19 protein-coding genes are annotated in these 25,401 nt (G+C 67.7%); 10 read left to right on the forward strand and 9 right to left on the reverse strand.

Annotated elements, in window-relative coordinates:
* The first annotated feature begins 58 nt into the window (after window positions 1-58).
* The 7 genes from IV113_RS07120 to IV113_RS07150 are packed head-to-tail and all read left to right on the forward strand — an operon-like array spanning window position 59 to window position 7,281.
* Window positions 59-790 carry a hypothetical protein gene (locus IV113_RS07120; protein WP_291082220.1) on the forward strand — a complete coding sequence of 244 codons (732 nt, stop codon included), beginning with the start codon at window positions 59-61 and terminating at the stop codon, window positions 788-790.
* The gene (locus IV113_RS07125) at window positions 787-2,049 is read left to right on the forward strand and encodes a glycosyltransferase WbuB (RefSeq protein ID WP_291082223.1); all 1,263 of its coding nucleotides are present in this window, start codon (window positions 787-789) and stop codon (window positions 2,047-2,049) included. The genes IV113_RS07120 and IV113_RS07125 overlap by 4 nt, the downstream gene beginning before the upstream one ends.
* Window positions 2,046-2,795 carry a polysaccharide biosynthesis/export family protein gene (locus IV113_RS07130; protein ID WP_291082226.1) on the forward strand — a complete coding sequence of 250 codons (750 nt, stop codon included), beginning with the start codon at window positions 2,046-2,048 and terminating at the stop codon, window positions 2,793-2,795. Before IV113_RS07125 ends, IV113_RS07130 begins: the two co-directional genes overlap by 4 nt.
* Window positions 2,796-2,809: 14 nt before the next feature.
* Entirely contained in the window at window positions 2,810-5,233 is a 2,424-nt protein-coding gene (locus IV113_RS07135; protein ID WP_291082229.1) for a polysaccharide biosynthesis tyrosine autokinase, read from the forward strand.
* Between the two features lie 28 nt (window positions 5,234-5,261).
* Entirely contained in the window at window positions 5,262-5,951 is a 690-nt protein-coding gene (locus tag IV113_RS07140; RefSeq protein WP_291082232.1) for a J domain-containing protein, read from the forward strand.
* Entirely contained in the window at window positions 5,948-6,745 is a 798-nt protein-coding gene (locus IV113_RS07145) for a CpsB/CapC family capsule biosynthesis tyrosine phosphatase (protein ID WP_291082235.1), read from the forward strand. Before IV113_RS07140 ends, IV113_RS07145 begins: the two co-directional genes overlap by 4 nt.
* 56 nt (window positions 6,746-6,801) lie before the next feature.
* Window positions 6,802-7,281: a hypothetical protein gene (locus IV113_RS07150; protein ID WP_291082238.1), complete on the forward strand. Its 480-nt coding sequence runs from the start codon at window positions 6,802-6,804 to the stop codon at window positions 7,279-7,281.
* A 42-nt stretch (window positions 7,282-7,323) separates the two neighbouring features.
* Here IV113_RS07150 and IV113_RS07155 read toward each other — a convergent pair whose 3' ends face one another.
* Window positions 7,324-9,045, reverse strand: coding sequence for a tannase/feruloyl esterase family alpha/beta hydrolase (locus tag IV113_RS07155; RefSeq protein ID WP_291082241.1), 1,722 nt, complete (start codon window positions 9,043-9,045; stop codon window positions 7,324-7,326).
* 106 nt (window positions 9,046-9,151) lie between these two features.
* Between IV113_RS07155 and IV113_RS07160 the strand changes: the two genes are divergently transcribed.
* Window positions 9,152-9,628, forward strand: a complete 477-nt coding sequence (locus tag IV113_RS07160; protein ID WP_291082244.1) for a MarR family transcriptional regulator — start codon at window positions 9,152-9,154, stop codon at window positions 9,626-9,628.
* 18 nt (window positions 9,629-9,646) lie between these two features.
* On the opposite strand, the gene IV113_RS07165 is transcribed toward IV113_RS07160, so the two are convergent.
* On the reverse strand, window positions 9,647-10,888 hold the full coding sequence (locus IV113_RS07165; protein ID WP_291082247.1) for an MltA domain-containing protein: 1,242 nt from the start codon (window positions 10,886-10,888) through the stop codon (window positions 9,647-9,649).
* On the opposite strand from IV113_RS07165, the gene IV113_RS07170 reads away from it, so the two are divergent.
* Window positions 10,821-10,982, forward strand: coding sequence for a hypothetical protein (locus IV113_RS07170; RefSeq protein WP_291082251.1), 162 nt, complete (start codon window positions 10,821-10,823; stop codon window positions 10,980-10,982). The two genes, IV113_RS07165 and IV113_RS07170, sit on opposite strands and share 68 nt — an antisense overlap.
* 14 nt (window positions 10,983-10,996) lie before the next feature.
* Here the strand turns inward: IV113_RS07170 and IV113_RS07175 are convergent, their stop codons facing one another.
* The 4 genes from IV113_RS07175 to IV113_RS07190 all read right to left on the reverse strand — a co-directional run bounded on the left by IV113_RS07175 (window position 10,997) and on the right by IV113_RS07190 (window position 18,877).
* Window positions 10,997-11,623, reverse strand: coding sequence for a response regulator (locus IV113_RS07175; RefSeq protein WP_291082254.1), 627 nt, complete (start codon window positions 11,621-11,623; stop codon window positions 10,997-10,999).
* Between the two features lie 52 nt (window positions 11,624-11,675).
* Window positions 11,676-13,718: a PAS domain S-box protein gene (locus IV113_RS07180; RefSeq protein ID WP_291082256.1), complete on the reverse strand. Its 2,043-nt coding sequence runs from the start codon at window positions 13,716-13,718 to the stop codon at window positions 11,676-11,678.
* A 68-nt stretch (window positions 13,719-13,786) separates the two neighbouring features.
* Entirely contained in the window at window positions 13,787-14,593 is an 807-nt protein-coding gene (locus IV113_RS07185) for a carbon-nitrogen hydrolase family protein (RefSeq protein ID WP_291082327.1), read from the reverse strand.
* A 90-nt stretch (window positions 14,594-14,683) separates the two neighbouring features.
* Window positions 14,684-18,877: a YhdP family protein gene (locus tag IV113_RS07190; RefSeq protein WP_291082259.1), complete on the reverse strand. Its 4,194-nt coding sequence runs from the start codon at window positions 18,875-18,877 to the stop codon at window positions 14,684-14,686.
* 71 nt (window positions 18,878-18,948) lie between these two features.
* On the opposite strand from IV113_RS07190, the gene glnE reads away from it, so the two are divergent.
* The gene (glnE, locus tag IV113_RS07195; protein ID WP_291082262.1) at window positions 18,949-21,711 is read left to right on the forward strand and encodes a bifunctional [glutamate--ammonia ligase]-adenylyl-L-tyrosine phosphorylase/[glutamate--ammonia-ligase] adenylyltransferase; all 2,763 of its coding nucleotides are present in this window, start codon (window positions 18,949-18,951) and stop codon (window positions 21,709-21,711) included.
* Between the two features lie 66 nt (window positions 21,712-21,777).
* On the opposite strand, the gene IV113_RS07200 is transcribed toward glnE, so the two are convergent.
* Genes IV113_RS07200 through IV113_RS07210 form a run of 3 tightly spaced genes read right to left on the reverse strand, consistent with a single transcriptional unit; the run spans window position 21,778 to window position 25,246 of the window.
* Window positions 21,778-22,623 carry a ferritin-like domain-containing protein gene (locus tag IV113_RS07200; protein WP_291082265.1) on the reverse strand — a complete coding sequence of 282 codons (846 nt, stop codon included), beginning with the start codon at window positions 22,621-22,623 and terminating at the stop codon, window positions 21,778-21,780.
* 50 nt (window positions 22,624-22,673) lie between these two features.
* Window positions 22,674-24,251: a cryptochrome/photolyase family protein gene (locus IV113_RS07205; RefSeq protein WP_291082268.1), complete on the reverse strand. Its 1,578-nt coding sequence runs from the start codon at window positions 24,249-24,251 to the stop codon at window positions 22,674-22,676.
* Window positions 24,248-25,246: a MerR family transcriptional regulator gene (locus IV113_RS07210; protein WP_291082271.1), complete on the reverse strand. Its 999-nt coding sequence runs from the start codon at window positions 25,244-25,246 to the stop codon at window positions 24,248-24,250. Before IV113_RS07210 ends, IV113_RS07205 begins: the two co-directional genes overlap by 4 nt.
* Between the last annotated feature and the right edge of the window lie 155 nt (window positions 25,247-25,401).

Genomic DNA, 25,401 nt, shown 5'->3' on the forward strand with positions numbered 1-25,401 from the left:
CGCCACCCAGGTGGGGGCTCTTCAACCGCTGTTCCGCGATTGCCCCCGGATCGCTGACGTGGACTTCACGGGACGGGCCGACGGGAGCAAGTACTACGCCGGGTTCTATTCCATCAAGCCCAAGGACAGCAGCTTCTACGAGCAGGCGGACGATGGCGTGGTCATCAAGCGCGGGGGCCTGCTCACCACCGTGAAGATGACCTCCTACCCCGGACTGTTTCCGTTGCTGAGCGGCGCGCGACCGTTTTACATCGAAGCCCAGGTCGCGACGTCCTCCAATCACCAGGACAATTTTCCGGCGGTCTGGCTCATGCCGATCGAACACAACCTCCGGATGGAAGACGTGTACGAAGGCGATCCGAAAAGCTTCGAGCGCTGGTTCGAGCTGGACATCGACGAAGGCGGCTTCGGACCCGGTGGACACCACACCGCCATTTCATGGACCGGCATCTGGCCCAACTACAAAAAGCTCCAGAACCCCAACCCGACCTCGCAGATCCCGCTGGACAGAACGCAAGCCAACGTCTTCGGCGTGTCGTACTCCCCCGACACCCTGACCGTGCGGTGGTGGCTGAACGGCAAGCAGGTGCTGGAAGCGACCCACCCCTACGTCCCCGAGATTGCCCGGCGGCAGAACTTCTACCTGATCGTGTCGGCGCAAAGCCACAAGAACATCAGCCAATACCAGATGAAGCTCATGGGCATTCGCGCATTCGTGGGAGACGCGGTACAGACAAGCGGCGGTGCTGCAACGCCCGCGGCTTTACCCAAAGCAAAGGGCCCCCCGTGAAGCTCCTCTTCTACGGCATCAACTTCGCGCCCGAGCTCACCGGCATCGGCAAATACACCGGCGAGATGGCGCAGTGGTTGGCCCACGCGGGGCACGAGGTGCGCGTCATCACGGCGCCACCCTACTACCCGGCCTGGAAGGTGAGCGCCGGCCACAGCGCCAGCCATTACCGCACCGAGTCATGGCATGGCGTCGAAGTGATGCGAGCGCCGCTGTGGGTGCCGAAGCAGCCGGGCGGCTTCAAGCGTCTGCTGCACCTGGCCAGCTTCGCGCTCAGCAGCCTGCCGGTGCTGTGGGCCCAATGGCGCTGGAAGCCCGATGTGGTGTGGGTGGTGGAGCCGCCCTTGATGTGTGCGCCAGCGGCGCTGGCGTTTGCCTCCTTGCGGGGTGCCAAAAGCTGGTTGCACATTCAGGATTACGAGGTGGACGCCGCGTTTGATCTGGGTCTGATCAAGGGCAACACGCTGCGCCGCTGGGTACAGGGGGCCGAGCGCTGGCTGATGCGCCGGTTCGACCGTGTGTCCACCATTTCCGGCCGCATGGTGGACCGCGCGTTGGCCAAGGGCGTGCCGGCTGAACGGGTGCTGCACTTTCCCAACTGGGTGGACATCGGCGGCATCACCCCGCTGACCGCGCCCAGCGCCTACCGGGCCAAGCTGGGCCTGGCGCCCGACGCGATGGTGGCCCTGTATTCCGGCAACATGGGCAACAAGCAGGGGCTCGAGATCCTCGCCGACGTGGCTCGCCTGCTGCAGGACGACCCGCGCATCCAGTTCGTGCTGGGTGGCAACGGCTCGGGGCGGGCCGATTTGCAGGCGCGCTGCGCGGGTCTGAGCAACGTGCGCTTTCTGGACCTGCAGCCGCTGGAGCGGCTGAACGACTGGCTGGGCCTGGCCGATGTGCACCTGCTGCCTCAACGGGCCGATGCGGCGGATCTGGTGATGCCCTCCAAACTCACCGGCATGCTGGCCAGCGGCCGCGCCGTGCTGGCCACCGCGTTGCCCAACACCGAGTTGTGCCGGGTGGTGGTGCAGGACGCCGCCTGCGGCCTGGTGGTGCCGCCCGAGAACCCGGCCGCCATGGCCGACATGCTGCTTGCGCTGGCGGCCGACCCGGCCCGCCGCGCCGAGATGGGCGCCAACGGCCGCCGCCATGCCGAGGCCGAGCTGAGCCTCAGCGCCATCCTGCGCCGGTTCGAAATGCAATTGCTGGCCTTGGGCCAGAAAGGGGAAGTGACATGCGCCAGCAGCTCTTCATGACAAGCAACCCCCGGGCCTCTGCGGCCTTTTGGGTCATCGGGGTGGTGGCCGTCGCAGCGGCTTTGCCGTTGCAGGCCCAGACACCCGTGTCGGCGAACGCCGCGACCGCGCACGCCGTGCCGGCCAGCGCGCCACTGGACGCCAACGGGGCCGACTCCGCACCGACCCGATCGCCCGCGCAAGGCGTGGATGCGAACTACCGCATTTCGCCCAACGATCTGATGGAGTTCGACGTGTTCGGCGTGCCCGACATGAAGCGCGATGTGCGCGTGAACGCCTCGGGCGAGGTGTCGCTGCCGCTCATTGGCCAGGTGCCGGTGGCCGGGCTCACGGCGCAGGCAGCGGCGCGCTTGATCGCTGACCGGTACAAGGAGAAGTACCTGCAGGACCCTCAGGTGTCGCTCTTCATCAAGGAGTTCACGACGCAACGCATCGCCATCGAAGGCGCGGTGCTCAAGCCCGGCGTCTACCCCATGACAGGCCAGCTCACGCTGTTGCGCGCCCTGGCCTTGTCGGGCGGCTTCGCCCCCTACGCCGACATCAACAAGATCGTCGTCTACCGCCACGGCGCCGGCGGCGCGCGCGAACAGTTCACCTACGACCTCGACAAAGTGCGCGCGGGCCAGGAGGTGGACCCGAACATCCGCGCCGACGACGTGATCGTGATCCAGCGCAACGCCCGGCGGACGGCCCTGAGGGATTCGCTCTTCAGCGACATCCTGAACACGCTCAACCCGTTCAACTGACAGAGGTGCACACCATGGCTACCAGAGACCAACATCCACTCCCCGCCGCTCCCGGCGCCAGGGGCGCGCTGGCCCTGCGCCACGAGCACGCCCTGTCCGAGCAGATGGTGGCCCGAGGCGAACCCGAGGCATTGGCGAATGACCGCATCGACCTCAAGACCCTCTGGCGCGCGGTGGTCAAACACAAATGGACCATCGTGGGCATCACCGCCATGTGCACGCTGGCGGCCGGGCTGTACACGCTGCGCATCACGCCGCAGTACCAGAGCGCGGCCCTGCTGCAGATCGACCGCGTGGCGCAAAAGGTGGTGGGCTTCAACGCCGAGGTCGAGTTGGACGAAGGCCCTGCATCCGATCAACTGCAGCTGCGCACGCAAATCGAACTGCTGAAAAGCCGCAGCCTGGCTGAGCGGGTGATCGATGAACTGGGCCTGTACAAACCCGGCGCACCCCCCACCTTGCCGGGTAGTGCAGGCGAAGGCGAAAGCGAGGGCAATGCGGTGGTCTCCAGCGGCAACGAGCTGGTTGATCAGGCCATGAGCCTCGCCTACAGATTGTGGGTCGACCTGCGCACGCGGTTCACCCTGGCGCCAGCGGACACTGGCGCGCTCAGCCGAACGGCTGCCGTGGCGCAATTCAAACAAGCGGTCACCGTGGAACCCATTCGCAATTCGCGCCTGGTCGAGATCAGGGTGCTCAACGCCGACCCGGAACTGGCCGCCCACATTGCCAACACCATGGCCAGGGCCTTCATCGCCACCAACATCGAGCGCAAGTTGCACTCGTCGATCTACGCGCGGCAGTTTCTGGAGGAGCAGATCCGCCAGACCAAGGCCAAGCTGGAAGAAAGCGAGCGCGTCATCAACAAGTACGCGAAGAAAAACGAGATCCTCAACCTGGGCGACAAGGGCAGCGCTGCCACCCAGACCTTTGTGGACTTTTCCGCTGCGCTGGCCAAGGCGGAGCAAGACCGCATCAAGGCCGAGACCCAGTACAACCAGGTGAGGCTCAACCCCGAAAGCGCGCCCCAGGCTGTGGTCAACGAAGCCATTCGCGCCTACAAGGAGCAGCGCGCCCGGCTGGAGGCCGAATACGCCAAGAACCAGTCTGTTTTCAAGCCGGACTACCCCGCCATGGTGGCGGCACGGGCCCAGATCGCCGAGCTGGACGCGCGCATCAAGACCGAGGTGAACAACATCCTGTCCAGCATCCAGGGCCAGTACATGGCCGCGAAGAAGGCGGAAGATTTGCTGAGGAGCAAGGTGTCCAGCAGCCGCAGCGAGGTGCTCAACGTGCAGGACCGCAGCGTGGACATGAACTTGCTGAGCCGCGAGCTGGACACCAACCGGCAGGTGTATGACAGCCTGCTGCAGCGACTGAAAGAGGTGAGCGTGACAGCGGGCATCACGACCAACAACGTGAGCATCGTGGACGAGGCGTCGGTGCCGCTGTTCCCGGCCAATCCCGATCTGAAAATCAATGTCGGCCTGGGCATGATGCTGGGCCTGTTCCTGGGCATGTTGGCGGCCTTGCTGCGCGAGCAGCTGGACGATTCCGTGAAGAACGTCAACGACATTGAAGCCCAGTTCCACCTGCCTCTGCTGGGCCTGGTTCCGTTCACCAAACCCGACAAGGGCTACAACGAACCCGTGGCCCTGTTGGCACACCGCCAGCCGCGCAGCACCTTTGCCGAGTCGTACCGATCCACGCGCACGGCGCTGCAGTTCAGCACGGCCGATGGCGCACCCCAGCGCTTCATGGTGACGAGTTGCGGCAAGGGCGAGGGCAAGACCACCACGGCGCTCGCGCTGGCCATCAACTTCGCCCAGCTGGGTCAGAAGGTCTTGCTGATCGATGCCGACATGCGCAAGGGCGGGTTGCACAAGATGCTCAAGGTGTCCAATGAGCGCGGCTTGTCCAACGTGCTGAGCGGGGACCGCAACATCGACGGCCTGATTCAGAAAACAGAGGTGACCAACCTGGCCGTGATCACAGCGGGCCCGGTGCCGCCCGATCCGGTGGAACTCCTGATGGGCCCCAGCCTGGGCGAATTGCTGGAAAAGGCGCAGACCATGGGCTACCACCAGATCGTGATCGACGGGCCGCCGTTGCTGGGCATCGCGGATGCGATCGTGCTGGGCAATCAGATCCAGAACATCGTGTTTGCCGTGAAGGCGAGCGGCACACGCAAGGACAGCATCAAGGACGCCCTGCGCCGCCTGCGCAACGCCGGCCTGGCACCCATGGGCATGGTGCTCACGCACGCTCGCAACGAGCACACCAGCGACTACGCCTACGCGGCTTACTACGGCGATGGCTACAGCGACCGGCACACGCCACGCGCCGCCAGGCCGAATCCGGTGCCGGGCACGATGCCGCCCGTCCCGCTGACGGCAAACACCCGCATCGAGCCGACGCTGGATGCATCTTCCGCGTGAACGAACCCGCCCCGCGCTGCCCCATCACATGAGCATGACCCCGACCGACTGGAGCCGCCTGCTGCGCGCGCTGCTGGACTTTGAACGCACGCCCGGTCGTTTCCCTGTGGCGTTGCGCGAGCCGCGCCCGCTGTTCGAGCACATCGGCAGCGTGATGCTGCTCGCCACCGGGCGCCCGGTGGAGGGCTTGCCTGCTGCACCCGTGAGCGGGCTTGATCTGCGCCGCGCGGCGCGCTTCTTTGTGCGCACGGTGATGCTGCGCCCGGGCTCGGATCCCTTCACCCTGCTGGGCCTGAAGACGGACTTCGAGCCGGCACAGCTGCGCGCGCACTACCGGCTGATGATCCGCCTGACGCACCCGGACTTCGAGGTCGCGGATGAACGCTGGCCCGCCGACGCCGCCACGCGAATCAACCTGGCCCACGACCTGCTCTCGTCGCCGCTGAAGCGGGTGGGCGGCGGTGCGCCGATGCAACCGCGGCCCCTGCTGCCCAGGCCCGCACCGGCACGCGAGAAGGCGCGCACGGGGAGCTGGTCCGCCCGCGCCCGGCTGGCGCTGACCGGCACGGGCGCCTTGTTCATGGCAGGCGCGTTCCTGCTCATGGGTCCGAGGGGCCATGAGGGCTCCTTGTCGGTGCGCCGGGTGCCGTCGGACGGCAGGCCTGCGTCGACCCCGCCCAGGTCTGAGGCGCCGGAGCAGGAGGGGCCGCCGCCATGATCGATCTGCACTGCCACATCCTGCCGGGCATCGACGACGGGGCGAAGACGATGGACGAGTCGCTGGCGATGGCGCGCATTGCCGTGGCCGACGGCATCCACACCCTGGCCTGCACGCCGCACATCTACCCCGGCATGTACATGAACGATGGCCCGGGCATCGCACACGCGTGCCGTCGGCTGCAGACGGAGCTGGACCGCCATGGCATTGCGTTGAAGCTGGTGGTGGGCGCGGATGTGCACCTGGTGCCGGGCCTGATCGATGGGCTGAAGAGCGGGCGGGTGCCGACGCTGCACGGCTCGCGCTACTTTTTGCTGGAGCCTTCGCACACCACGCCTCCGCCGCGCCTGGAAGCGTCGGTGTTCAACCTGATCGCTGCGGGCTACACGCCCATCATCACGCACCCGGAGCGGCTGAGCTGGGTGGAGAGCCACTACGCGGTGTTCCAGCAGTTGATCGTGCAAGGTGCCTGGATGCAGGTGACGGCGGGGGCGCTGACGGGCGTCTTCGGCAAACGCGCTCAGTACTGGGGCGAGCGCTTCCTGGGCGAAGGCCACACCCACCTCCTGGCGACCGACGCGCACTCCACCGGCCGGCGCTTGCCAAGACTGACCGAAGGACTTGAGGTGGCACGCCGCCTGGTGGGCGACAGGGAAGCCAGCCGTCTGGTGACCGAGCGGCCGACCGCGGTGTTGAAAAACCTCTCACCGGAGGGCTTTGAACTGACCCAGAAGGAAGCGGATCGCCCCTCGATGATCGGCAGGTGGTTTTCAAAACGGCGCCCGGCGCCCTGAAACCCCATCCCGGCACGCCGGCCTCAAGTTCGCGCACAGGGGGTCGATAGTGGGACATGTCCCGCTCTTTGCGCCCCCTTCTTGCCGGCCTGACCTCCAGCGCTTTGCTGTTGGTTCCAGCGCCCAGCATGGGCGAGAGCACCATGGTGATCCAGGGCAATGCAGGCGCATCGCTGGACTTCCGCATCATCATTCCGCCCATCATGCGGGTGTTGGAAAACAGCCACCCCACACAAATGGACCCGCTCGTCGGCGGTGACTGGCGTGCCGAGCAGCGGCTGGTGATCGTGTCCAACATGAAGCGCGGCTTCTGCGTGACCCTGCGCATGAGTTCCCCCGAGGTCGACGCCTGGCGTCTGCAGACCGAACAGTCCGGCGGCATCACACTCAGCCCGGTGAACGACGGCTATCGGCTGTGCACGCCACGCGCCGGGCGCTACACACTGCTGCTGCAGCACGACTTCGAAGCCGCCCGCAACACCCTCCCCACCGCATCCCTGCGCTGGCCGGTGCAGACCGACATCACGGCGCTTTGAAGCGCGTGACGTGCGATCGCACCGAACCGTCCAACCACCTAATCAGAGCTGGCAGCTGAAGCTGGCGGCACTGTCCAGGCTGCCACTGCCGCTGTAACGCGCCACCCTCGGCCAAGGGCAGAGTGGTCGCGTGCGGTTCGCCGCCCAGCCAACGGGTACTTCAGCGTTCACGCCACCGAGGTTGCCGGCACCGCGCGCCGACGCGGTGACGCTGTCGGGTGTCACACCGCGCTCCACCCAGTCGACCAGCGAAGCCAGCATGTCGAACTGGTCGGTGGCCGGGCCGCCCGAGCAATGGCCCATGCCCGGCACGAGGTACAGGCGTGCGAAGGCGGTGGCGTCCGCGTGGTTGGCGGCGACACCCCGTGCCCAGCTGGCGCTGTCGTCGGCCGAGAAGATCGGGTCGCTCACGCCGTGGTAGACCATGATCTTGGCGCCACGGTTGCGCACGGCGGAGAGTTGCGTCGGGTTGGGCGGCGTCATGAAGCTCATGGCCGACTCGGTGTAGGTCGCGTTGGTGGCGCTGATGGACGCGAACATGCTGTCGACGTTGCCGGTGAGGGCAAAGGCCGGCCCGTCGAAGGGGAGCGTGGCCGGCGGCACGGCGAAGATCACGCCGACAGCGCCCGAGTCCAGGTTCACCGGTGCAACGAACTCCCAGAATGGAATACCACCCGCGCCCAGACCGGCGTCGTACGGAAAGCTCGCGTAGATCGGCGCACCAGTGCTGGTGGTGGCGCCGCTGAAGATGGGTGCGATCGCGGTCTTCTGCGCACCGCTCAGGCACGTGCCGTCGCGCGCTCCAGGACAGGTCGGCACATCCAGCGCCAGCGAGAAGTTGCTGCGACAGGCTTCCACGTCCTGGATCAGGCCATCGGTGGCACCATCCAGCGCGTCACACTTGCCGAGCACCGCAGCCGCCACCGTGGCGCGCTCGGCGTTGGTGAAACCGGTCGAGATGTCGGCCGGGTCGGTGGCCACGCTCGCGTAGCGCTGACCGCCGAAGATGTTGGCGACCGCGGCCTTGGGCAGGTTGTAGCCCGGTGCACCGGCGAGGTAACCGTCGTACTGGTCGGGCATGCGGGCAAACGCGTTGAACACGTGGCGCCCACCATTGCTGCAACCACCGAAGTAGGAGCGGTCGGGCGCCTTTCCGTACGCACCGGCCAGCAGGCTTTTCGCCATCGGCGTGAGCTTGGCGGCGGCCTGGTAGCCATAGTCGAGCCGGGCCTGGGGATCGATGCCGAAGAACGGACCCAATGCGCCGGCATGGCCGGCATCCGAGCTCAGCACCGCGAAGCCCTTGTGCAGAGCATGGGTGAGCGGGCCTCCGCCCCCGGCCCCCGTGGCAGTGGACACGCTGCCATCGATACCGCCATTGCCCTGGTGGAAAAAGCGACCGTTCCAGGCCAGCGGCAAGCGGATTTCGAAGGAGATCGCATAGGCGTTGCCGTCAACGGTGCTGGTGCGCTCGAACATCTTGCCGGTGACGCGGCAATGGGCCGGCACGGGCTGGCCGCCCACGGTCAACACACCGGCGGCGACGTCGGTGCTCGCAGTGAGGCTGGTGTTCGCAAGACCGGCGAGCCGCGCAGTGAGGTCGGTGCAGTTGCCCACCAGGGCGCCGGAGGTGGCCTGGCTCAGCTGCGGAATCGCTGGCGGTGCGGCCGGCGGCGCGGGAGGCGGTGGGCCGTCCGAGCCGCCACCGCAGGCGACCAGACCGATCGCCGCGAGCAGCGGCAGGCGCGAGATGAGAGCGTGCATGGGAAATGTCTCCTTGTTGTGGTGATGCCAGATAGTTAAGTTACTTATCTATCTATCTCGCCACATCCGTACATACCCGGGGACGGCGTTGCGGGACAATCCGCCCATGCCGCAACGACCCGCACCCGACGAGACCCCGGCCGGACACCTGTCCGAAGCCGGCCTGCAAGGCATCCTGGGCTACCAGATCGCCCAGGCCCAACTCAGCACGCTCGACATCTATCAGCAACGCATCGGCAAGCCGCACGACCTGCGGCCGGTGGAGTTCACCATCCTGGCGCTGGTGCACCACAACCCGGGCGTGAGTGCGCGCCAGCTCGCGCGCGCGCTGGCCGTCACGCCACCGAACCTCACCAACTGGCTGGAGCGCCTGGAGCGGCGCGGACTGGTCTCACGCGAGCGCAGCGACACCGACCGCCGGACACAACACGTGAGCACCACCCCGAAGGGGGCGAAGATCGCGCGCGCGGCAGCCGACAGCGTGATCGAAGGAGAACGCGTGACCTACGACCACCTGAGCGCCGCCGAGCGCGCCATGTTGTTGGAGTTGTTGCACAAGGTGGCGTCGCGCCGTCCTCGCTGAGGGCTCGCGCCCTGGGCCTTAACGAGGCACCAGCACCCACATCTGCAGCGGTTGCTTGAGCGCTGCCGCAGTGATGTAGGCCTCGTCGCTCCAGCCGCCCCAGCCCGTGAACAGGTCGGCACGCACCGCGCCCACGATGGCGCCGCCCGTGTCCTGCGCCATCACCAGCTTCTGCACGTTGAGCGTGGGGCCCGTTGATGCGAGCCACACGGGTGTGCCGTAGGGAATGCTCTGCGGATCCACCGCGATGGAGCGGCCGGGCGTGAGCGGAACGCCTTGTGCGCCGCGCGGGCCAAACCGGGCGTCAAATTCCGACAGCGCCTCCTCGCGGAAAAACACCGTGCGCGGGTTGCTCCACAGCATCTCGTTCAGGCGCTGCGGGTTCTGCGCTGCCCAGGCCTTGATGGCCGCCCAGGAGGCTTCGCGGATCGCGCCTTGATCAAGCAACCAGCGGCCCACGCTTTGATACGGCTGCCCGTTGTGCGCGGCGAACGCCACGCGCACCTGGCGCGCGCGGCCGTCGGCCTCCACCACGTTGAGTCGACCCGAACCCTGGATCTGCAGGATCAGCGCGTCGATCGGGTCGGCCAGCCAGGCCACGGCGCGGCCCTGCAACGCGGCCTGCGCGGCGGGCAGGGTGTCGATCTCCTGGCGGCTGTACCAGGCTTGCCCGCTGCGCAGCCCGGCGGGCGGCGCATAGAGCGGCGTGCGGTGCGTGGCAGTGGGCACGCGGCTGGCCGCCATGATGGGTTCGTAGTAGCCGGTGAGCAGTCCGTCGGGCGTGCCGCCGTCGGGCTCGGTCACCCGGTAGGGCACGAAGCGGCGCATCACCCAGGCCTGCTGCTCGGCGGCGGTGGCGATGGAGAGCTGGCGCAGTTCCGCGCACGGGCCGGCCTGACCCGGGGCCGGGCGTTCGCAGCCGCGAACCCAGGCGTTCCAGGCTTCGTGCAGGCTGTCTTGTCCCCAGCCCGGCAGCTCGTTCCAGCGTGCGGGCGTCCAGCGGCTTTTGCCGCGCTGGATCGCGGGGGGCAGAGCGCCCGCATCGCCCGGCACGCCGACCACTGGTGGGCTGGGCAACGTGACGGGCGCTGGAGTTTGCACCGGGCCGACCGCGCAGGACACCAGGCTTCCTACAATGACCAGACCCGCCCACACCTTCATGACTGCCCGAGAAACCTGACCGAAACGATCCATGACCTTGTTGTTGCTTGAAGCGCTTGGCGCGCTGGTGTTGCTGGTGTTCATCGTGTGGTGGACCATGTTTTCAGGGCGCAAAGGAGGCGAGCTGCCGGAGGAGGTGGAGCGCCAGAAGCGCGAGCAGCGCCAGGGCGGCGACCAGCCCGAAGACCGCTGAGGCACCGCGGGCCGTCAAGGCCGCAGGGCATTGGCCAGCTCCACGGCCGACTTCACGCCCATCTTGTCGAACACGCGCGAGCGGTGAACCTCCACCGTGCGCACGCTGATGTTGAGTTGATCGGCCACCAGCTTGTTGGGCAGGCCGGCGACCACGAGATCCATCACGTCACGCTCGCGGTCGGTGAGGCTGCTCAGGCGATGCTGCAACTCGCGCTGCACGCGCCGGCGGGCCAGCACCTGCGCCGACTGGTCCAGCGCACGCTCCACCCGATCGACCAGCGCGTTGTCGGAAAACGGTTTCTCGCAAAAATCGAAGGCGCCGCGCTTGACCGCGTCCACCGCCGTGGCCACATCGGCATGGCCCGACAGGAAGATCACCGGCATGACCTCTTGCCAGGGCAAGGCCTGCAAACGCTCGAACAGGGCCAGCCCGCTCATGCCGGGCATGCGCACATCGAGCAGCACACAACACGGCGTGGTGGGCTCGTTGTGCCACGCATGGGCGTCGCCCAGAAACGCCTCGGCGCTGTCGTACCCGTCGCTCACCAGCCGGCGCGTGCGCAGCAGCCAGGCCAACGCATCGCGCACGCCCGCGTCGTCATCGACGAGGTAGATCTTGGCGTCGAGGTGTTGGGTCATGGCCGGATGATAAATGTGGAACGAAGCGAACACGCCGGCGCGTTGGGACCCATCAATCTGACTTGGGCAGCGTGAAGCGAAACACGGTTCCCCTGGGCTGGTTCGGCTCGTAGGTCAAAGCCCCGCCGTGCTGCTCGATCACCGTGCGGCACAGGCTCAATCCCAGCCCCATGCCTTCGGCGCGGGTGGTGAAGAAGGGGGTGAAGAGTTTCTCCTGCACCTCGGTGCTCAGCCCTTGGCCCAGGTCGCTCACTTCGAAGGTGATCCATTCCTTGTGCTGCTCGCCACCCGGACGCCGGCCCGAATGCAGCCGTGTCTGGTGCACCGCAATCCTGAGCACGCGCAGACCGGTGTCCAGCGACCGATTGTCCAGGGCCATGGCCTGCATGCCGTTGCGCGCCAGATTGAGCAACACCTGCTCGACCATGGTCCGATCGCACTGCACCGGCGGGCAACCAGCTGCGATGTCGATCTGCAACTGGATGCCCTGCTTCTTGGCCTGCAACACCAGCAAGGGCTGGATCGCATCGATCAGCGTGCGCGGGGACACCGCTTCGCGCACCTGCTCGCGACGCCTCACGAAATCGGTCACGCTCTTGATCACGCGGCCCGCGCGTTCGGCCTGCTCGCTGATGCGGCGCATGGCCTGCGAGAGATCGGCCTGCGGCAGCGCTCCCTCGGGTTGGTCCAGCAAATTGATCGCACCGCTGGCGTAGCTGGAAATCGCCGCCAGTGGCTGGTTGAGCTCGTGACTCAGCAGCGAGGCCATCTCGCCCACCGTGGCCAGGCGCGCAGTGGCCTGCAGGCGCTCTTGCGAAGTGCGGTTGAGGTCTTCCACGCGGCGCTGCTCGGTGAGGTCCAGGATCGCGCTCATGAAGCCGGTCTGTTTGCCCTGGGCGTCGATCAGCGGGGCTTCGATGATCAGCACCGGAAAGCGCGTGCCGTCGGAGCGCTGGAACACCGACTCGTAGCCTTCACGCGGCAACGTCTGTCCGGCCAGACGAACCAGCTGGCGCTTCTGGTATTCGTCCACCAGCTCGGGCGGCCACCAGGGCGCGGGCAGGCCGGTGCCGATCAGCTGTTCGGCGCTCAGCCCCACCATTTCGCAGAACGCCGGGTTGACGTAGGTGATGCGCCCGGTCATGTCGCGCGCGCGCAGGCCGGTCACCAGCGAATCTTCCATGGCCTTGCGAAACGCCAGCGCGTCGCCCACCTCCAGCTCGGCGCGCTGGCGCAGGCGTGTGTCGCGCGCCAGCAGGGCCAGCACGGCCAGCAGGGCGAGCGACAGCGCGCTCACCACGGCGGTGAGCACGTTGGGGAACAGGCCACCCACCAGACGCGGGCTTTGCAGCTGCAGGATCAGTGTGTGGCCCGGGAGTTCGAGCACCGCGTTGGCGCTGAGGGTGCGGCGCGTGCCGGGCACCATGCGGTGCAGCGCCAGCCGCGTGCCATCGGCGTCGTTGAACGACAGGCCCCGGCCGCGCAACTCCTCACTTTTGGTGAACTCCGACAGCACGCCGGGCAACGAATAGGTGGCCACCAGAAACCCGTTGGCCACACCCGAGCGCACCACGGGCAGGCACATCTCCATGAGCTCCATGCCCAGACCGTCGCGCATGGGCCAGAAGTAACTGGACGAGTACGCCGGGCCCGACAGGCGCTGCGCGTTGTCGCAAGCCAGCTTCACGTCGGCCACGGCGCGCGTGCGATCCAGGTAGGCGAACACATCGCTCAGGTACGGCGTGTCGCGGTGGCTGATCAGCCGCTGCGCGGTGTCGCGCCATTCCAGCCGCACCAGCTCGCGGTGCTGCGACAGCAACTCGGCGGCGGGCGCATTCCAGCTGTCGGCGGTGGGCGCCACGCTGTTGAGCGATTGCAGGGTCTGCACATTGCGCACGAGCGCGTTGCGGATGTCGCTGACCACCGCTGCGGCTTCCTGCTCCAGCGCCTGCTGGTCGCGTCCTTCCTCGTACTCGCGGGCCAGGAACACCAGCACCACCAACAAGACGAGCACCAGCAGCACCAGGGCGGCCCACAGGGCCCAGCGGCGCGAGCCGGGGTCGCTGTGTTCGTGCGACAGGCCCTCGACGCTCACTGGACTACCTTCCGTGCTGCGCACTGCGGGGCTGAGCGCCTTCGGAACGGCCGGGCGGCGCATGCGCTTCAGAGGCGCCGGTGCTGCAGCGAAGGGAGCTGTTCGCGCACGCTGCGCAGCTGCTCGAAGTCCAGCTCGGCCATCACCACACCCGGACCTTCGGCCTGCAGGGCCATGACACCGCCCCACGGGTCGATGACCATGGTGTGGCCCCAGGTGCGTCGGCCGTTTTCGTGCAGGCCACCCTGCGCGCTGGCGATCACGAAGGCCTGGTTCTCGATCGCACGCGCGCGCAGCAGCACTTCCCAGTGCGCCTGACCGGTGGTGTGGGTGAAGGCCGAGGGCACCAGCAGCACATCGGCCGCCAGCATGCGGTAGAGCTCACCGAAGCGCAGGTCGTAGCACACGCTCTGGCCCACGCGCCAGTGCTGCCCGCTGGCGTCGCGGCAGTCGAACACGGTGGGTGTTTCACCAGCGCGCAACACCGACGCCTCGTCGTAGTGTTCGCGCCCGTTGTCGTATCGGAACAGGTGGATCTTGTCGTAGCGGCTGGCGCATTCACCGCGTGGGTTGTAGGCCAGCGACGCGTTGGCTGCGTGCGTGGGATCGTCGGTGGCCATGGGCAGGGTCCCGCCCACGATCCACATCTTCAGGTCGCGCGCGCAGTCCGACAGGAAGTCCTGCACCGTGCCCAGACCGGGGGTTTCGGCCAGCACCAGCTTGTCTTCGTCCCTGGCGCCCATGAAACAGAAATACTCGGGCAGCACGGCGAGCTCGGCGCCGGCATTCGCGGCCTGGCGCAGCAGCCGCAGGGCATCGCTGAGGTTGGCGTCCAGGCTGATGCCGGAGACCATCTGGATCGCGGCGACCTTCATGCGGCCTGGCGCCGTGGGTTGGTGAAGCTGTGTCATGGCGTGTCTTTCGGTGGGCCGCAATGCGCGACCGGAGCGCGCGGGGAGATCAGCTTACTGCAGTGGGCGGGGTGGCGCGGTGGGCGGGTCACGTTCGACCTTGGCCACCTGCGGATCGGCCCAGCTGCCGGTGATGTGGAACTGCTGCGTGCCGGCGCTTTGCAGCGGCTGGCGCAAGAGAAACTGCGCGAGGAAGCTGCCCAGGCCGATGGCGGGGTTGATGGCGGTGGCGATCAACGATGCGGTGCCTGCGTTGATCTCGGGCACCACCACCACCTTGAGGTCTTGCTGTTCGCGCGCCAGATCGGCCGTGCCTTCCATCAGCACGGCGGCATTCACGCCTTTCATCTGCAGGTTGTTGGTGAAGAGAACGCCCTGCTCGATGCGCGCGTCACCGCGCACGAAGTCGAACGCGAAGCCATCGGAGAACACGTCGCGGAAATCCAGCGCCAGGCGACGCGGCAGCGCCTGCAGGCTGAGCACGCCGAGCAGGCGGCCCGCGCCAGGCTCGACCTTGAGGAACTGGCCGCGCTCGAAGTCGGCTTGCAGTTGGCCCGAGAGCGTGGGGTAGTCCAGCGCCAGTGGCGAGCCGATCCAGCCGATGCTGCCCTCGATGCGGCCCTTGCCACCGCGCACCAGGCCCGGGCGGTTGAAGCGCGTGAGCAGCGCGCCGGAATCGTCCACATCGAGCCGGAAGCTCAACGCCGTGCGGCGCTGCTCCTGCGGGAGGCTTGCCGCCGACAGCGGCGCCCAGTTGCCGGTGGCACTCAGCCGGGCTTCGGGCACCGCGAGTTTGAGCTTGGTCAGACGCCATTCGCCCGCGCGGGTCGGCCCCCCGCGGTTGACGGCTTCCACCTCGACACGTCCCAGGCGGCGCCCGGCGATCTCCAGGTCTTCGACCGCGATATCGAGCGCGGGCACGCTCGTGGGCTGGCGCAGCAGCTGTTCCACGTCGGTGGCCACGGTGGGCTCCAGCTTGAGGCGGGCCAGCCGGGCAAAGACGCTGCCTGCGGTGTTGGGTCCAGCCTGGCGCACTTCCACGTAACCGTTGAGCTCGTCGGCGGTCACGTTGGCCCGCCACTGCGCGCCCTCGCGCGAGCCGCCCACCACCACGCGGTTGAAGGTGCGGCCCTCCAGCGTCAAGCGGTTGGCGCGCAGCGCCAGGGTGGTGGGCAGGTAGGCCAGCTCGGCGTCCTGGTCGATCGCGCTGGGCGCGGTGGGCGGGGGCACGCGCACGCCCGCACTGCTGGCCAGCTGGGACCACGCGTCAACGTCCAGCTGGTCGAAGCGCAGATTGCCCGCCACGCCCGCGGCGGGCATCGGGGCCACGTCACCGCCCTCCAGCCCCAGCGCCACACTGCCGCGCAACACGCGGGGCGCCGGGCCGGAAAGGTCGCGTTCGTACCGCAGCGCCACCAGCGGCGCCAGCGCCGAGCCCAGTTCCAGCCCGACGCGGTCGGTGCGGGCCACACCGTCGGCCACCGTCAGCACTGCGCTGTCCAGCCGCAGCGGCAGGCTGGCCTCGGCCGTCTTGCCCAGGGGCGCGGGCAGGCTCAAGACCATGCCCTGCAGATTGCTGCTCACCTCCAGCTCGGGCACGCCGCCGCGAAACCCGAGCTGCGCCGTGTAGGCCGCGGTGCCCGACGCGTTCTGGAACAGGCGCGAGACAGCACCCAGATCGCCGTCGCGCAAGCCCTCCGCACTGGCCACGCCCTGGCCATGAAACTGCACACGCGCCGCGCCTTGCGGGTTGGTGCGCAGGCCGCCCTCGAATTTGAGATCACCACCGAGGAGGCGCGTATTGCCTCCCAGCACGACGAACCCCTGCTCGGTGAAAGCCAGCGTGCCGCGCGTGCGCGCCAGCAGCGGCGCGGCCGGGCTCATCTTCAGGTCGTTGCCCTCGAACTGAACCGTGCCCGCCACCGTCGAGGCCTCCAGTTTGAACAAGGGCAGCTTGAGGGCCAGACCCACCTGGGCGGTGCCCCCCACCTTGGCCTGGGCCAGGACGGCGTCCGTCATCGCGTTCAGCGGCGAGGTCTGCACGAAACCCAGCATGTCGCTGGCCAGGCCTTGCGCCTTGGCCTTGACGGTGAGCGTGGTGTTGCCGGCCAGATTGTCCAGCTCCACCACGCCTTCGCTCAGACGCACGCCACTGGCGCCCGCCAAGCCCGAGGTGCCCCCCGTCACTCTCAAGGCCAGGTGGTCCAGCACCAACTGGCCCGAGAAGCCCCGCAGACCCGCCCAGGGTGCGGAGCCGCTGGGCTGGAAACTCGCAGGCAGGTAGTCAAAATCAACATCGCTCAACTCGGCCGAGATGCGGAATTCGCTCGGCACGGTCGCACTCTTGAAGGGCATGCCGTCCATGTCGCCCTGCATGCGAAACGCCACCTGAGCGGCACGGCCTGCACGCACCGCCTCGCGCACATAGCGCCGTGCTTCGGCATTGACGGTCAGCGGCAGGTAGCGGTACACCCGGGTGCCTTCGCCGCGGGTGAGGTTGGCCGTGAGATCGAGCACGCCGGGGAAGCGCGACTTCGACGGGCTGGTGGCGGGGTCGCTGGTGTGCCACTTCACCTGGCCCGTGCCCTCGGTGTCGGCATTGGCCATCTTCAGGTTGTCCAGCTGGGCCTCGATGCGGTCCCCCTGAATCCGCCACGACGCGTCGGCCTCCAGGCTCTGCAGCGGGATGCGTGGCTCCTCGAACACGTCGGGCAGCTCGACCGAGCCGTCGGCCACGGTGACGCGCGCGCGCCCACCGTCCTGGGTGAGCTCGAAATCCACCGTGGCGCCGGTGATGCCGGGCCGCCCGGGCAGCGGGTAGTTGCCACGGCTGGACATCTGCCCGCTGGGCTCGCCCGTCAGTGCCAGACCCTGCACGCGACCGCGCGCCTCGTAGGTGCCCTGCGCCCAATCGATGGTGGCGTCGGGGTTCTCGTTGATCGCCGTGGCCAGCCCCTGCCAGCGCGCTGTGAATCCGTCCATCTGGCCCGCAGGCTTGAGGCGCTGCAGCAGGCCGCGCGTGGCGTCGGGCAGCGGCAGGCGCTCGGCAATGGCCGCCAGCACCGCCAGATCGAGCTGCTCCGCGCTGAGCGCCACGCTGCTCGCCCGCTTGGCCTGCGCCGCGGTGTACTGCAACTGCAGGCGCCCACCCGGCCAGGTCTCACCCTCGCGGGTGCGAAAGTGCAGGTTCTCGGAGGTCACGCCAAAGCCGTCGGCACCCCACTGCGCGGCCAGCCGGCCTTGCACGTTCTCCAGCGCCAGCGGCGGCAAACGGGGGCCGAGTCGGGCCTCCACGTTCTGCAGCGCCAGATCGGCCGTGACACCGGCCACCTGCCCCTGGTTCACCTGGGCCCAGGCGCGCAGCGCACCCTGCCCGGCGCGCACGTCCACACCCCAGTCGGACAGGTCCACGTAGCTGCGCAAGCGCGCCACGTCCACGTGGGTGAAATCGGCAAACAGCTCGCCGCTCCAGTCGTGCCACACAGGCTGCTCGGGCGGGCGCTGGCCCAGGCTGATCAGCCGTTCGCGCATCTGGCCGCGCAGGCTGATGCGCTCGCCCCATTCCGGCGGCGGCGTCGCGTCGACGCGCCAGAGGTGGGTGCGCGCGGTGTTGCGCGCCACAAAATCGAGATCGCTCAAAGCCAGCGCAGGCTGCTGGCGCAGGTCATCGGTCCAGCGCACCGTGCCGTGCCGGATCACGAACTCGCTCTGCGAGAAAAACCAGTCGACCGCGGCGCTGTCACCCGGTTTCGGTCCGGACATGTCCAGCCCCGCCACCTCGATGCGCCCTTGCGCAGTGCGGCGCACATCGAGCACCGGCGCCTCGATCACGACCTGCTCGAAGCCGCCCCGCCAGAGCGATCGCACCGACACCGCCGTGCGCACCAGGGGCAGCTGCAGCGCCACGCGGCCTTGCGCATCGATGAGCTGCACGTCGCGCAACTCGAAGGAGGGCACCAGGGCCGGTAGAAAACCCATGGCGCTGCTACCCGATTCGGCGCGGATCTCACCGATGCGAACCGGGACTCCGACCGCCCTGGTCGCCCACCTTTCCAGGTCGGGGCGCCATTCGCCGATTCGGGGCACAATCGCGCCATTCAAACCGGCCCAGGTCAGTGCGAAGAGCCCCCAGACTCCCAGCAGCAACCACAGCAACAGACGGCTGGCCACAGCGAGTGTCTTGAGGGTTCTCGAGGCTCTTGCGTGTGACGCAGAGGAAGCATTGGGCGCCGGGATTTGATGGTTCATGTCCAACGCAAATTATGACGGTCAGTCATCTCACGGGTTCCACCACAGGCGTTTCCGCTTTGTCATCAAATGTGAATGCATTGCCTGGGTTGACGCTGGCTGATCGCCGGGCGGACCACTCGCGTTTCGTGCAACGCGTGCGCCGACGCTACCCCGACGAACTCGTCTGCCTGCCCGACGGTGTGCCGGACCGCGCGTCCATGCAGGCTGGCCTGGCCACCTTGGTCCAGCGTGGACTGCCCATGCCGGCAGCGCTGCGGGTGCTGCGCCAGTTGGTGCTGGAGCGGCTGGTGGTGCTGGACTGCGAGCAAGGCGCGCCCTTGGAGGCGGTCACGCGGGCCGTGACCGAGCTGGCCGAGATCGCGCTCGATGTGGCGTGCGGCCTGGCCTTTCACGAACTCGACGACCTGTTTGGCGCACCCCGGCACACCGACGCCCAGGGACAAACCGTGCGCGCCCAGCTGTGGGTGGTGGGCATGGGCAAGCTCGGCGCGCGCGAACTCAATGTGTCGAGCGACATCGACCTGATCTACGTGTACGACCACGACGGTGAGACCGCCGGCAACGCCCAGGGCCGCAACCGCATCAGCAACCACGAGTATTTCGGCAAGGCGGTCAAGCACATCTACAACACCGTGGGTGAAACCACCGAACACGGCAACGTGTTCCGTGTCGACCTCGCGCTGCGGCCCAACGGCAACTCGGGGCCGAGCGCGGTGTCGCTCGGCGCGCTGGAAGAATATTTCCTGGTGCAGGGCCGCGAGTGGGAGCGTTTCGCCTGGCTCAAGAGCCGTGTGATCGCACCAGCGGCCTGCGTGGCGGCCGGTGGCGCCAACGCCCTGCGCGGCTCGGTGCTGCCCTTCGTGTTCCGCCGTTACCTCGACTACGGCGTGTTCGAGGCGCTGCGCACGCTGCACCGACAGATCCGCGAGCACGCGTCCAAGCGCGCCGCCGGCAACCCGGGCCGGGCCAACGACGTGAAGCTCTCGCGCGGCGGCATCCGCGAGGTGGAGTTCACCGTGCAGTTGCTGCAGGTGGTGCGCGGTGGCCAGTTCCCCGAGCTGCGCACCCGGCCCACGCTGGACGCGCTGCCCCGCCTGAGCCGCGCCGGCCTCATGCCGCAGGCCTCGGCCGACGCGCTGGACGAGGCCTACCGCTTTCTGCGCCGGGTCGAGCACCGCATCCAGTACCTGGACGACCAGCAAACCCATGTGATGCCCACGCGCGACGACGACCTCGCCTGGCTCGCCGCCACCATGGGTTGCGCCAATGTGTGCGAGTTCCTGCATGCGCTCGATGCCCACCGCGAGCTGGTGGCTCAAGAATTCGACACGCTGCTGGGCGGCCCCACCAACGGGGGCTGCAACGGCAAGGGTTGCAACGGCAAGAACGGCGTCACGCCGCGCAACTCGGTGGACGACCTGCAGAGCGTGCTCGCCCAGTTGCCGGTGGCGTTTGCCGCCAAGGTGGCGCAGTGGTGCGAACACCCGCGCGTGCTGGCTCTCAAGGAAGACAGCCGCATGCGACTGGTGCGGCTGGTGCAGCGCACCGGCGCATGGCTCGAAGAAGGTCGGGTGAGCGAAGAGGCCGCGCTGCGCATGGCCGACTGGATCGAGCCGCTGCTGCGCCGCGACAGCTACCTGGCCCTGCTGCAGGAGCGGCCCTCGGTGCACGAGCGCCTGCTGCGCCTGCTGGGTGCGGCCAAGTGGCCCGCGCGCTACCTGCTGCAACACCCTGGCGTGATCGACGAGCTGGCCAGCCAGCAATTGCTCACCGACCGTTTCGATGCGGCCCAGTTCGAGGCCGAGCTCGAATCGCGCCGCGCCGCGCTGCACTCCACCGGCGAAGACGACGACGAAGCACTGCTCAACCTGCTGCGTCGCGCCCACCACGCCGAGGTGTTCCGCACGCTCGCGCGGGACCTGGAAAAGGTGCTCACGGTCGAGCAGGTGGCCGACGACCTCTCGGCCCTGGCCGATTCGGTGCTGCGCCTGACCGCGCGCTGGTGCTGGGCGCGACTGAAGAACCGCCACCGCGACGAGCCCGCCTTCGCCATCATTGGCTACGGCAAGCTCGGGGGCAAGGAGCTGGGCTACGGCAGCGACCTGGACATCGTGTTCGTCTACGAGGACGAGCACGAGAACGCCGGCGAGATCTACGCCGCCTTCGTGCGCAAGATGATCAACTGGCTCACGGTGAAAACCGGTGAGGGCGACCTGTTCGAGATCGACACCGCGCTGCGGCCCAACGGCAACTCGGGCCTGCTGGTCACCAGCTTTCAGGCCTACACCAACTACCAGCAGCAGCGCGGCAGCAACACCGCCTGGACCTGGGAACACCAGGCCATGACGCGAGCGCGTTTCGTGCTCGGCGGCGTGTCGCTGGCCGGGCGCTTCGATGCGGTGCGCGAAGACGTGATCACCGCGCTGCGCGACGGCGATTCGCTGGCGCGCGAGATCGTGGCCATGCGCGAGAAGGTGCGCCAGGCGCATCCGGTGCGCGGCACCCGTTTCGATGTGAAGCACAGCCCCGGTGGCATGGTGGACGTGGAGTTTGCCGTGCAGTACCTGGTGCTGCTGCACTCTCGCACCCACCCCGAGCTGCGCTTCAACACCGGCAACATCAACCTGCTGCGCCGCGCCGAGGCCACCGGTCTGCTCACGCCCGGCATGGGCGAAGCTGCGGCCAAGGCTTACCGAGAGCTGCGCCATATCCAGCACCGCGCGCGGCTGGACGAAGCCCCCACGCAGGTGGATGCGGCGCTGGTGGCCGAGTCCGCTGCCGCCGTGCGCGCGCTGTGGCACCACGTGCTGGGCCCGGTTACGAACGCCTGACCAGCCCGCCGGGGCCCAGCAAAAAGCCCGCCTTGAAGGCGGGCTTTTTGCTGGAGCGCAGTGCCCTCAGACGGGTGCAACGACAGCGGCCGGCGTCAGCGACTTGCGAAAGCGGTTGAGCTCCTGCACCGTCTTGAAGCTCTGCTCCATGAGCAGGCTCATGTTGTGCAGGATGCGATCCACCACGCGGTTCTCCCACACGGCATCAAAGTTGATCTGCTTGTCCAGCCAGTGCTCCAGCCACTCCGGGTTGGGCAGGCGGCTCTGGATCGTGTCGTTGGGGAACAAATCTTTGTTCACGTGCAGGTTGGTCGGGTGCAGCGCCTGTGCGGTGCGGCGGGCACTGGCCATCAACACACCCACCTTGGCGAACGCCACGCGCGCCTCGTCGCCGAACTTGCCGATGGCGCGCTTCATGTAACGCAGGTAAGCGCCGCCGTGGCGGGCCTCGTCCTGGCTGAGCGTGGCGTAGATCTTCTTGATGACGGGCTCCGAATGCCATTCGCTGGCGCGGCGGTACCAGTGGTTGAGGCGGATCTCACCGCAGAAATGCAGCATGAGCGTTTCCAGCGGGGGGGCCGGGTCGAACTCGAAGCGGATGTCGTGCAGCTCTTTTTCGGTGGGCACCAGTTCGGGCCGGAAGCGGCGCAGGTACTCCATGAGCACCAGCGAGTGTTTCTGTTCTTCGAAGAACCAGATCGACATGAAGGCCGAGAAGTCGGAATCGTCGCGGTTGTCGCGCAGGAACATCTCGGTGGCCGGCAGCGCCGCCCATTCCGTGATCGCGTTCATCTTGATCGTCTGCGCCTGTTCGTCGGTCAGCGCGCTGGCGTCGAACTGGTCCCAGGGGATGTCCTTGTCCATGTCCCAGCGCACGGATTCGAGTTGTTTGAAGAGTTCGGGGTAGAGCATGGTGGCCTTTCGGTACGGCCGCATTCTATGCGGCAGGGGTGCAACTCCGCTTACAGATCGCTGAGTCGGGCAAGGGTTGAAACGGCCTGATCGCGGATCGCCTGCCTCTCGGTGGCGTCCATGCGCTGCAGGTTTTTTACCATCAGTGCGGTTCGAGGATTCGCTGCGAGTTCGGTCTCGTGGCGGTCAAGAAAGTTCCAGTAGAGCGTCGTCACGGGACAAGCCTGTGGGCCGACGCGCAGCGCGGGCTGGTAGCGGCACGCCTTGCAATGATCGCTCATGCGGTCGATGTACTGCCCGCTGGCCACATACGGCTTGCTGGTGAAGCGCCCGCCATTGGCAAACAGCGCCATGCCGGCCACGTTGGGCAGTTCGACCCACTCGATCGCGTCCACGTAGACCGCGAGGTACCAGTCGGCCACCTGTTGCGGGTTCACTTCGGCAAGCAGGGCGAACTGCCCCGTGAGCATGAGGCGCTGGATGTGGTGCGCATAGCCGTGTTCGAGTGTCTGGCCCACAGCATCCTTCATGCAGGCCATGTGGGTCTGTGCGTTCCAATACCAAGCCGGCAGATCGCGGCGGTGACCGAAGTGGTTGGCGGTCTTCATGCCCGGCATGTCCAGCCAGTACACGCCCCGGATGAACTCGCGCCACCCCAGCACCTGGCGGATGAAGCCCTCCACGCTGGCCAGCGGCAGGCCGCGATCGCGGTGGGCCGACTCGGCCGCGGCCACCACCTCGCGCGGGTCGATCAGGTGCAGGTTGAGCGCCACCGACAGCAACGAGTGCCAGCCGAACGGGGTCCTGGTCCACATCGCGTCCTGGTAGGTGCCAAACATCTCCAGCCGCTCAGCCACAAAATGACGCAACGCTTCGCGCGCCTGCTCGGGCGTGACGGGCCAGGCAAAGCTCTTGAGCTCACCCGGGTGGTCGGCAAAGCGTGTCTGCACGAGGTCGATCACCTCGCGCGTGAGGGCATCGGGCTCGAAGCGCGCGGGTGGCGTGATCAGCCCGGGGCCCTGCTTGGGGTAGCTCTTGCGGTTGTCGGCGTCGAAGTTCCACTGGCCGCCCACGGGTTGCCCACCCTCCATGAGCACGCCATGCTCGCGGCGCATCTCGCGGTAGAAGTGCTCCATGCGCCATTCCTGGCGGCCGTTGGCCCAGCGCGCGAAGCGCTGGCGGCTGCAAAAGAAATGGGTGTCGTCGAACCAGCGCAACGGCACCTGCGCGGCCTTGGCCGTGGCTTCGATGTCCTGCTGCAGCCGCCATTCGCCGCTCTCGCACACCCACAGCGCCTGCGGTTTGAGTTCGGCCAGCACGCGTTGCAGGCGCGCGGGCAAGCTGGCGCAGTCGGGGCGGTCCAGCTCGGCGTCGTCCAGAGACACATATCGAAGCGGCAAACCCTTGCGCTGCAGGGTCTGCTGGAAATGGCGCATGGCCGACAGAAACAGCGCAATGCGCGCCTTGTGGCTCCACACATGGCTGGCCTCACCGGGCGCTTCAATCATGAGCACCGCGTCCTGCGCGGGGTCGAAGGCCGCCAGCGCCGGGTTCCGCAGCCAGAGCTGGTCACCCAGCACCAGCACCAGCCGGCGCAGGGGGCTGGGCAGCGGGAGTGGCGCGCTCATGCGGCAGCCGCGTGGGCGGCAAGCGCCCGCCAGCGGCTCACACCTTGCTGGATGTCTTGCAGCCGCTCCATGGGAAAGTACACGGGGCCTGCGCCGGCGGGCCGGCCACGCTGTGGTTTGTAGAGGGCCGGGCACTGCCCTCCCGCCCAGATTTCCACCTGCGGCGGCAAACGCTCGCGCAGCTGATCAAGCGCGGCGCGCACCTCGCGCGGGTTCTGCGACGCGGTGAAGCCCAGTGCCACGATGTCCGCGCCGCTCCGGCTGACGGCGGTCACGATGTCGGGCAGCGGCGTCTGCACGCCCAGCGGGATCGTGTGGCAACCCTCCTGCACCATGAAACATTCGGCCATGAGCAAGCCCAGACCGTGCGCCTCGCCGGGCAGCGTGGTGAGCAGGATGCGTGGCGGCAGCGGTGCGCGGGCCTGCGCCAGCTGGGCCAGCGCCTGGCGCATCACCGACTGCACGATCTCGGTGTAGAGATGCTCCTCATACACCGCCAGCCGGCCTTCAAGCCACGCCTGGCCCACCAGCACGTTCATGGGCGCCACGCACTCGGTGATCAGGCGCGCCAGCCCGCGCTCCATCTGCACCTGGGCCAGGGCCTGGCGCAGGCCGTGTGCGTCCTGGCTGCGCAGCACCTGCATCCAGCGCTCCAGGGCCTCGTCGCAGGCAGCGGGTGCCGCGGGGACACCCGAACGGCTGCCCGCGGATTGAATCCGCTCGGCCCGCAACTGCGTATCCAGTCCAACGAGTTCTTCCAGCGACAGCGCCACCACCCGCCCGGGCCGGTGCCCGGCATCGATGAGCCGGCGGATGTGGCGAAGGCGGATCAGTTGGTCGTTGTCGTATTGGCGTTCGCCGAGGGCATCACGCGCCGGCAGGGGAAAACCATAGCGCCGCTCCCACACCCGCAGGGTGTCCTTGGACAGACCGGTATCGCGTTCGACGTCCGCGATCCCGTGCCAGCCAGGGGTTTCGGAGCTTGATGTTGTCATGGACAAATGATCCAGTTGTTCGCCAGATTATGGAGTTGTTGGGATGAATTCTTCGCTTGTCCATGGCAATGACCGGTGCATCGTTCGACAACAAAAGCCCTCCACGGCCCAAGGCCATTGAACGATTTCTATCGGCCAAATTGTGACCATACAGT

Source organism: Hydrogenophaga sp. (assembly GCF_018780385.1).
Classification (GTDB): domain Bacteria; phylum Pseudomonadota; class Gammaproteobacteria; order Burkholderiales; family Burkholderiaceae_C; genus Hydrogenophaga.

Bases quoted from the DNA above. Each gene is read 5' to 3' on its own strand.
- IV113_RS07130 (WP_291082226.1), top strand. From the start codon at position 2,046: ATGACAAGCAACCCCCGGGCCTCTGCGGCCTTTTGGGTCATCGGGGTG.
- IV113_RS07135 (WP_291082229.1), top strand. From the start codon at position 2,810: ATGGCTACCAGAGACCAACATCCACTCCCCGCCGCTCCCGGCGCCAGG.
- IV113_RS07140 (WP_291082232.1), top strand. From the start codon at position 5,262: ATGAGCATGACCCCGACCGACTGGAGCCGCCTGCTGCGCGCGCTGCTG.
- IV113_RS07145 (WP_291082235.1), top strand. From the start codon at position 5,948: ATGATCGATCTGCACTGCCACATCCTGCCGGGCATCGACGACGGGGCG.
- IV113_RS07150 (WP_291082238.1), top strand. From the start codon at position 6,802: ATGTCCCGCTCTTTGCGCCCCCTTCTTGCCGGCCTGACCTCCAGCGCT.
- IV113_RS07155 (WP_291082241.1), bottom strand. From the start codon at position 9,045: ATGCACGCTCTCATCTCGCGCCTGCCGCTGCTCGCGGCGATCGGTCTG.
- IV113_RS07160 (WP_291082244.1), top strand. From the start codon at position 9,152: ATGCCGCAACGACCCGCACCCGACGAGACCCCGGCCGGACACCTGTCC.
- IV113_RS07170 (WP_291082251.1), top strand. From the start codon at position 10,821: ATGACCTTGTTGTTGCTTGAAGCGCTTGGCGCGCTGGTGTTGCTGGTG.
- IV113_RS07165 (WP_291082247.1), bottom strand. From the start codon at position 10,888: ATGGTCCACCACACGATGAACACCAGCAACACCAGCGCGCCAAGCGCT.
- IV113_RS07175 (WP_291082254.1), bottom strand. From the start codon at position 11,623: ATGACCCAACACCTCGACGCCAAGATCTACCTCGTCGATGACGACGCG.
- IV113_RS07185 (WP_291082327.1), bottom strand. From the start codon at position 14,593: ATGAAGGTCGCCGCGATCCAGATGGTCTCCGGCATCAGCCTGGACGCC.
- IV113_RS07190 (WP_291082259.1), bottom strand. From the start codon at position 18,877: ATGAACCATCAAATCCCGGCGCCCAATGCTTCCTCTGCGTCACACGCA.
- IV113_RS07200 (WP_291082265.1), bottom strand. From the start codon at position 22,623: ATGCTCTACCCCGAACTCTTCAAACAACTCGAATCCGTGCGCTGGGAC.
- IV113_RS07205 (WP_291082268.1), bottom strand. From the start codon at position 24,251: ATGAGCGCGCCACTCCCGCTGCCCAGCCCCCTGCGCCGGCTGGTGCTG.
- IV113_RS07210 (WP_291082271.1), bottom strand. From the start codon at position 25,246: ATGACAACATCAAGCTCCGAAACCCCTGGCTGGCACGGGATCGCGGAC.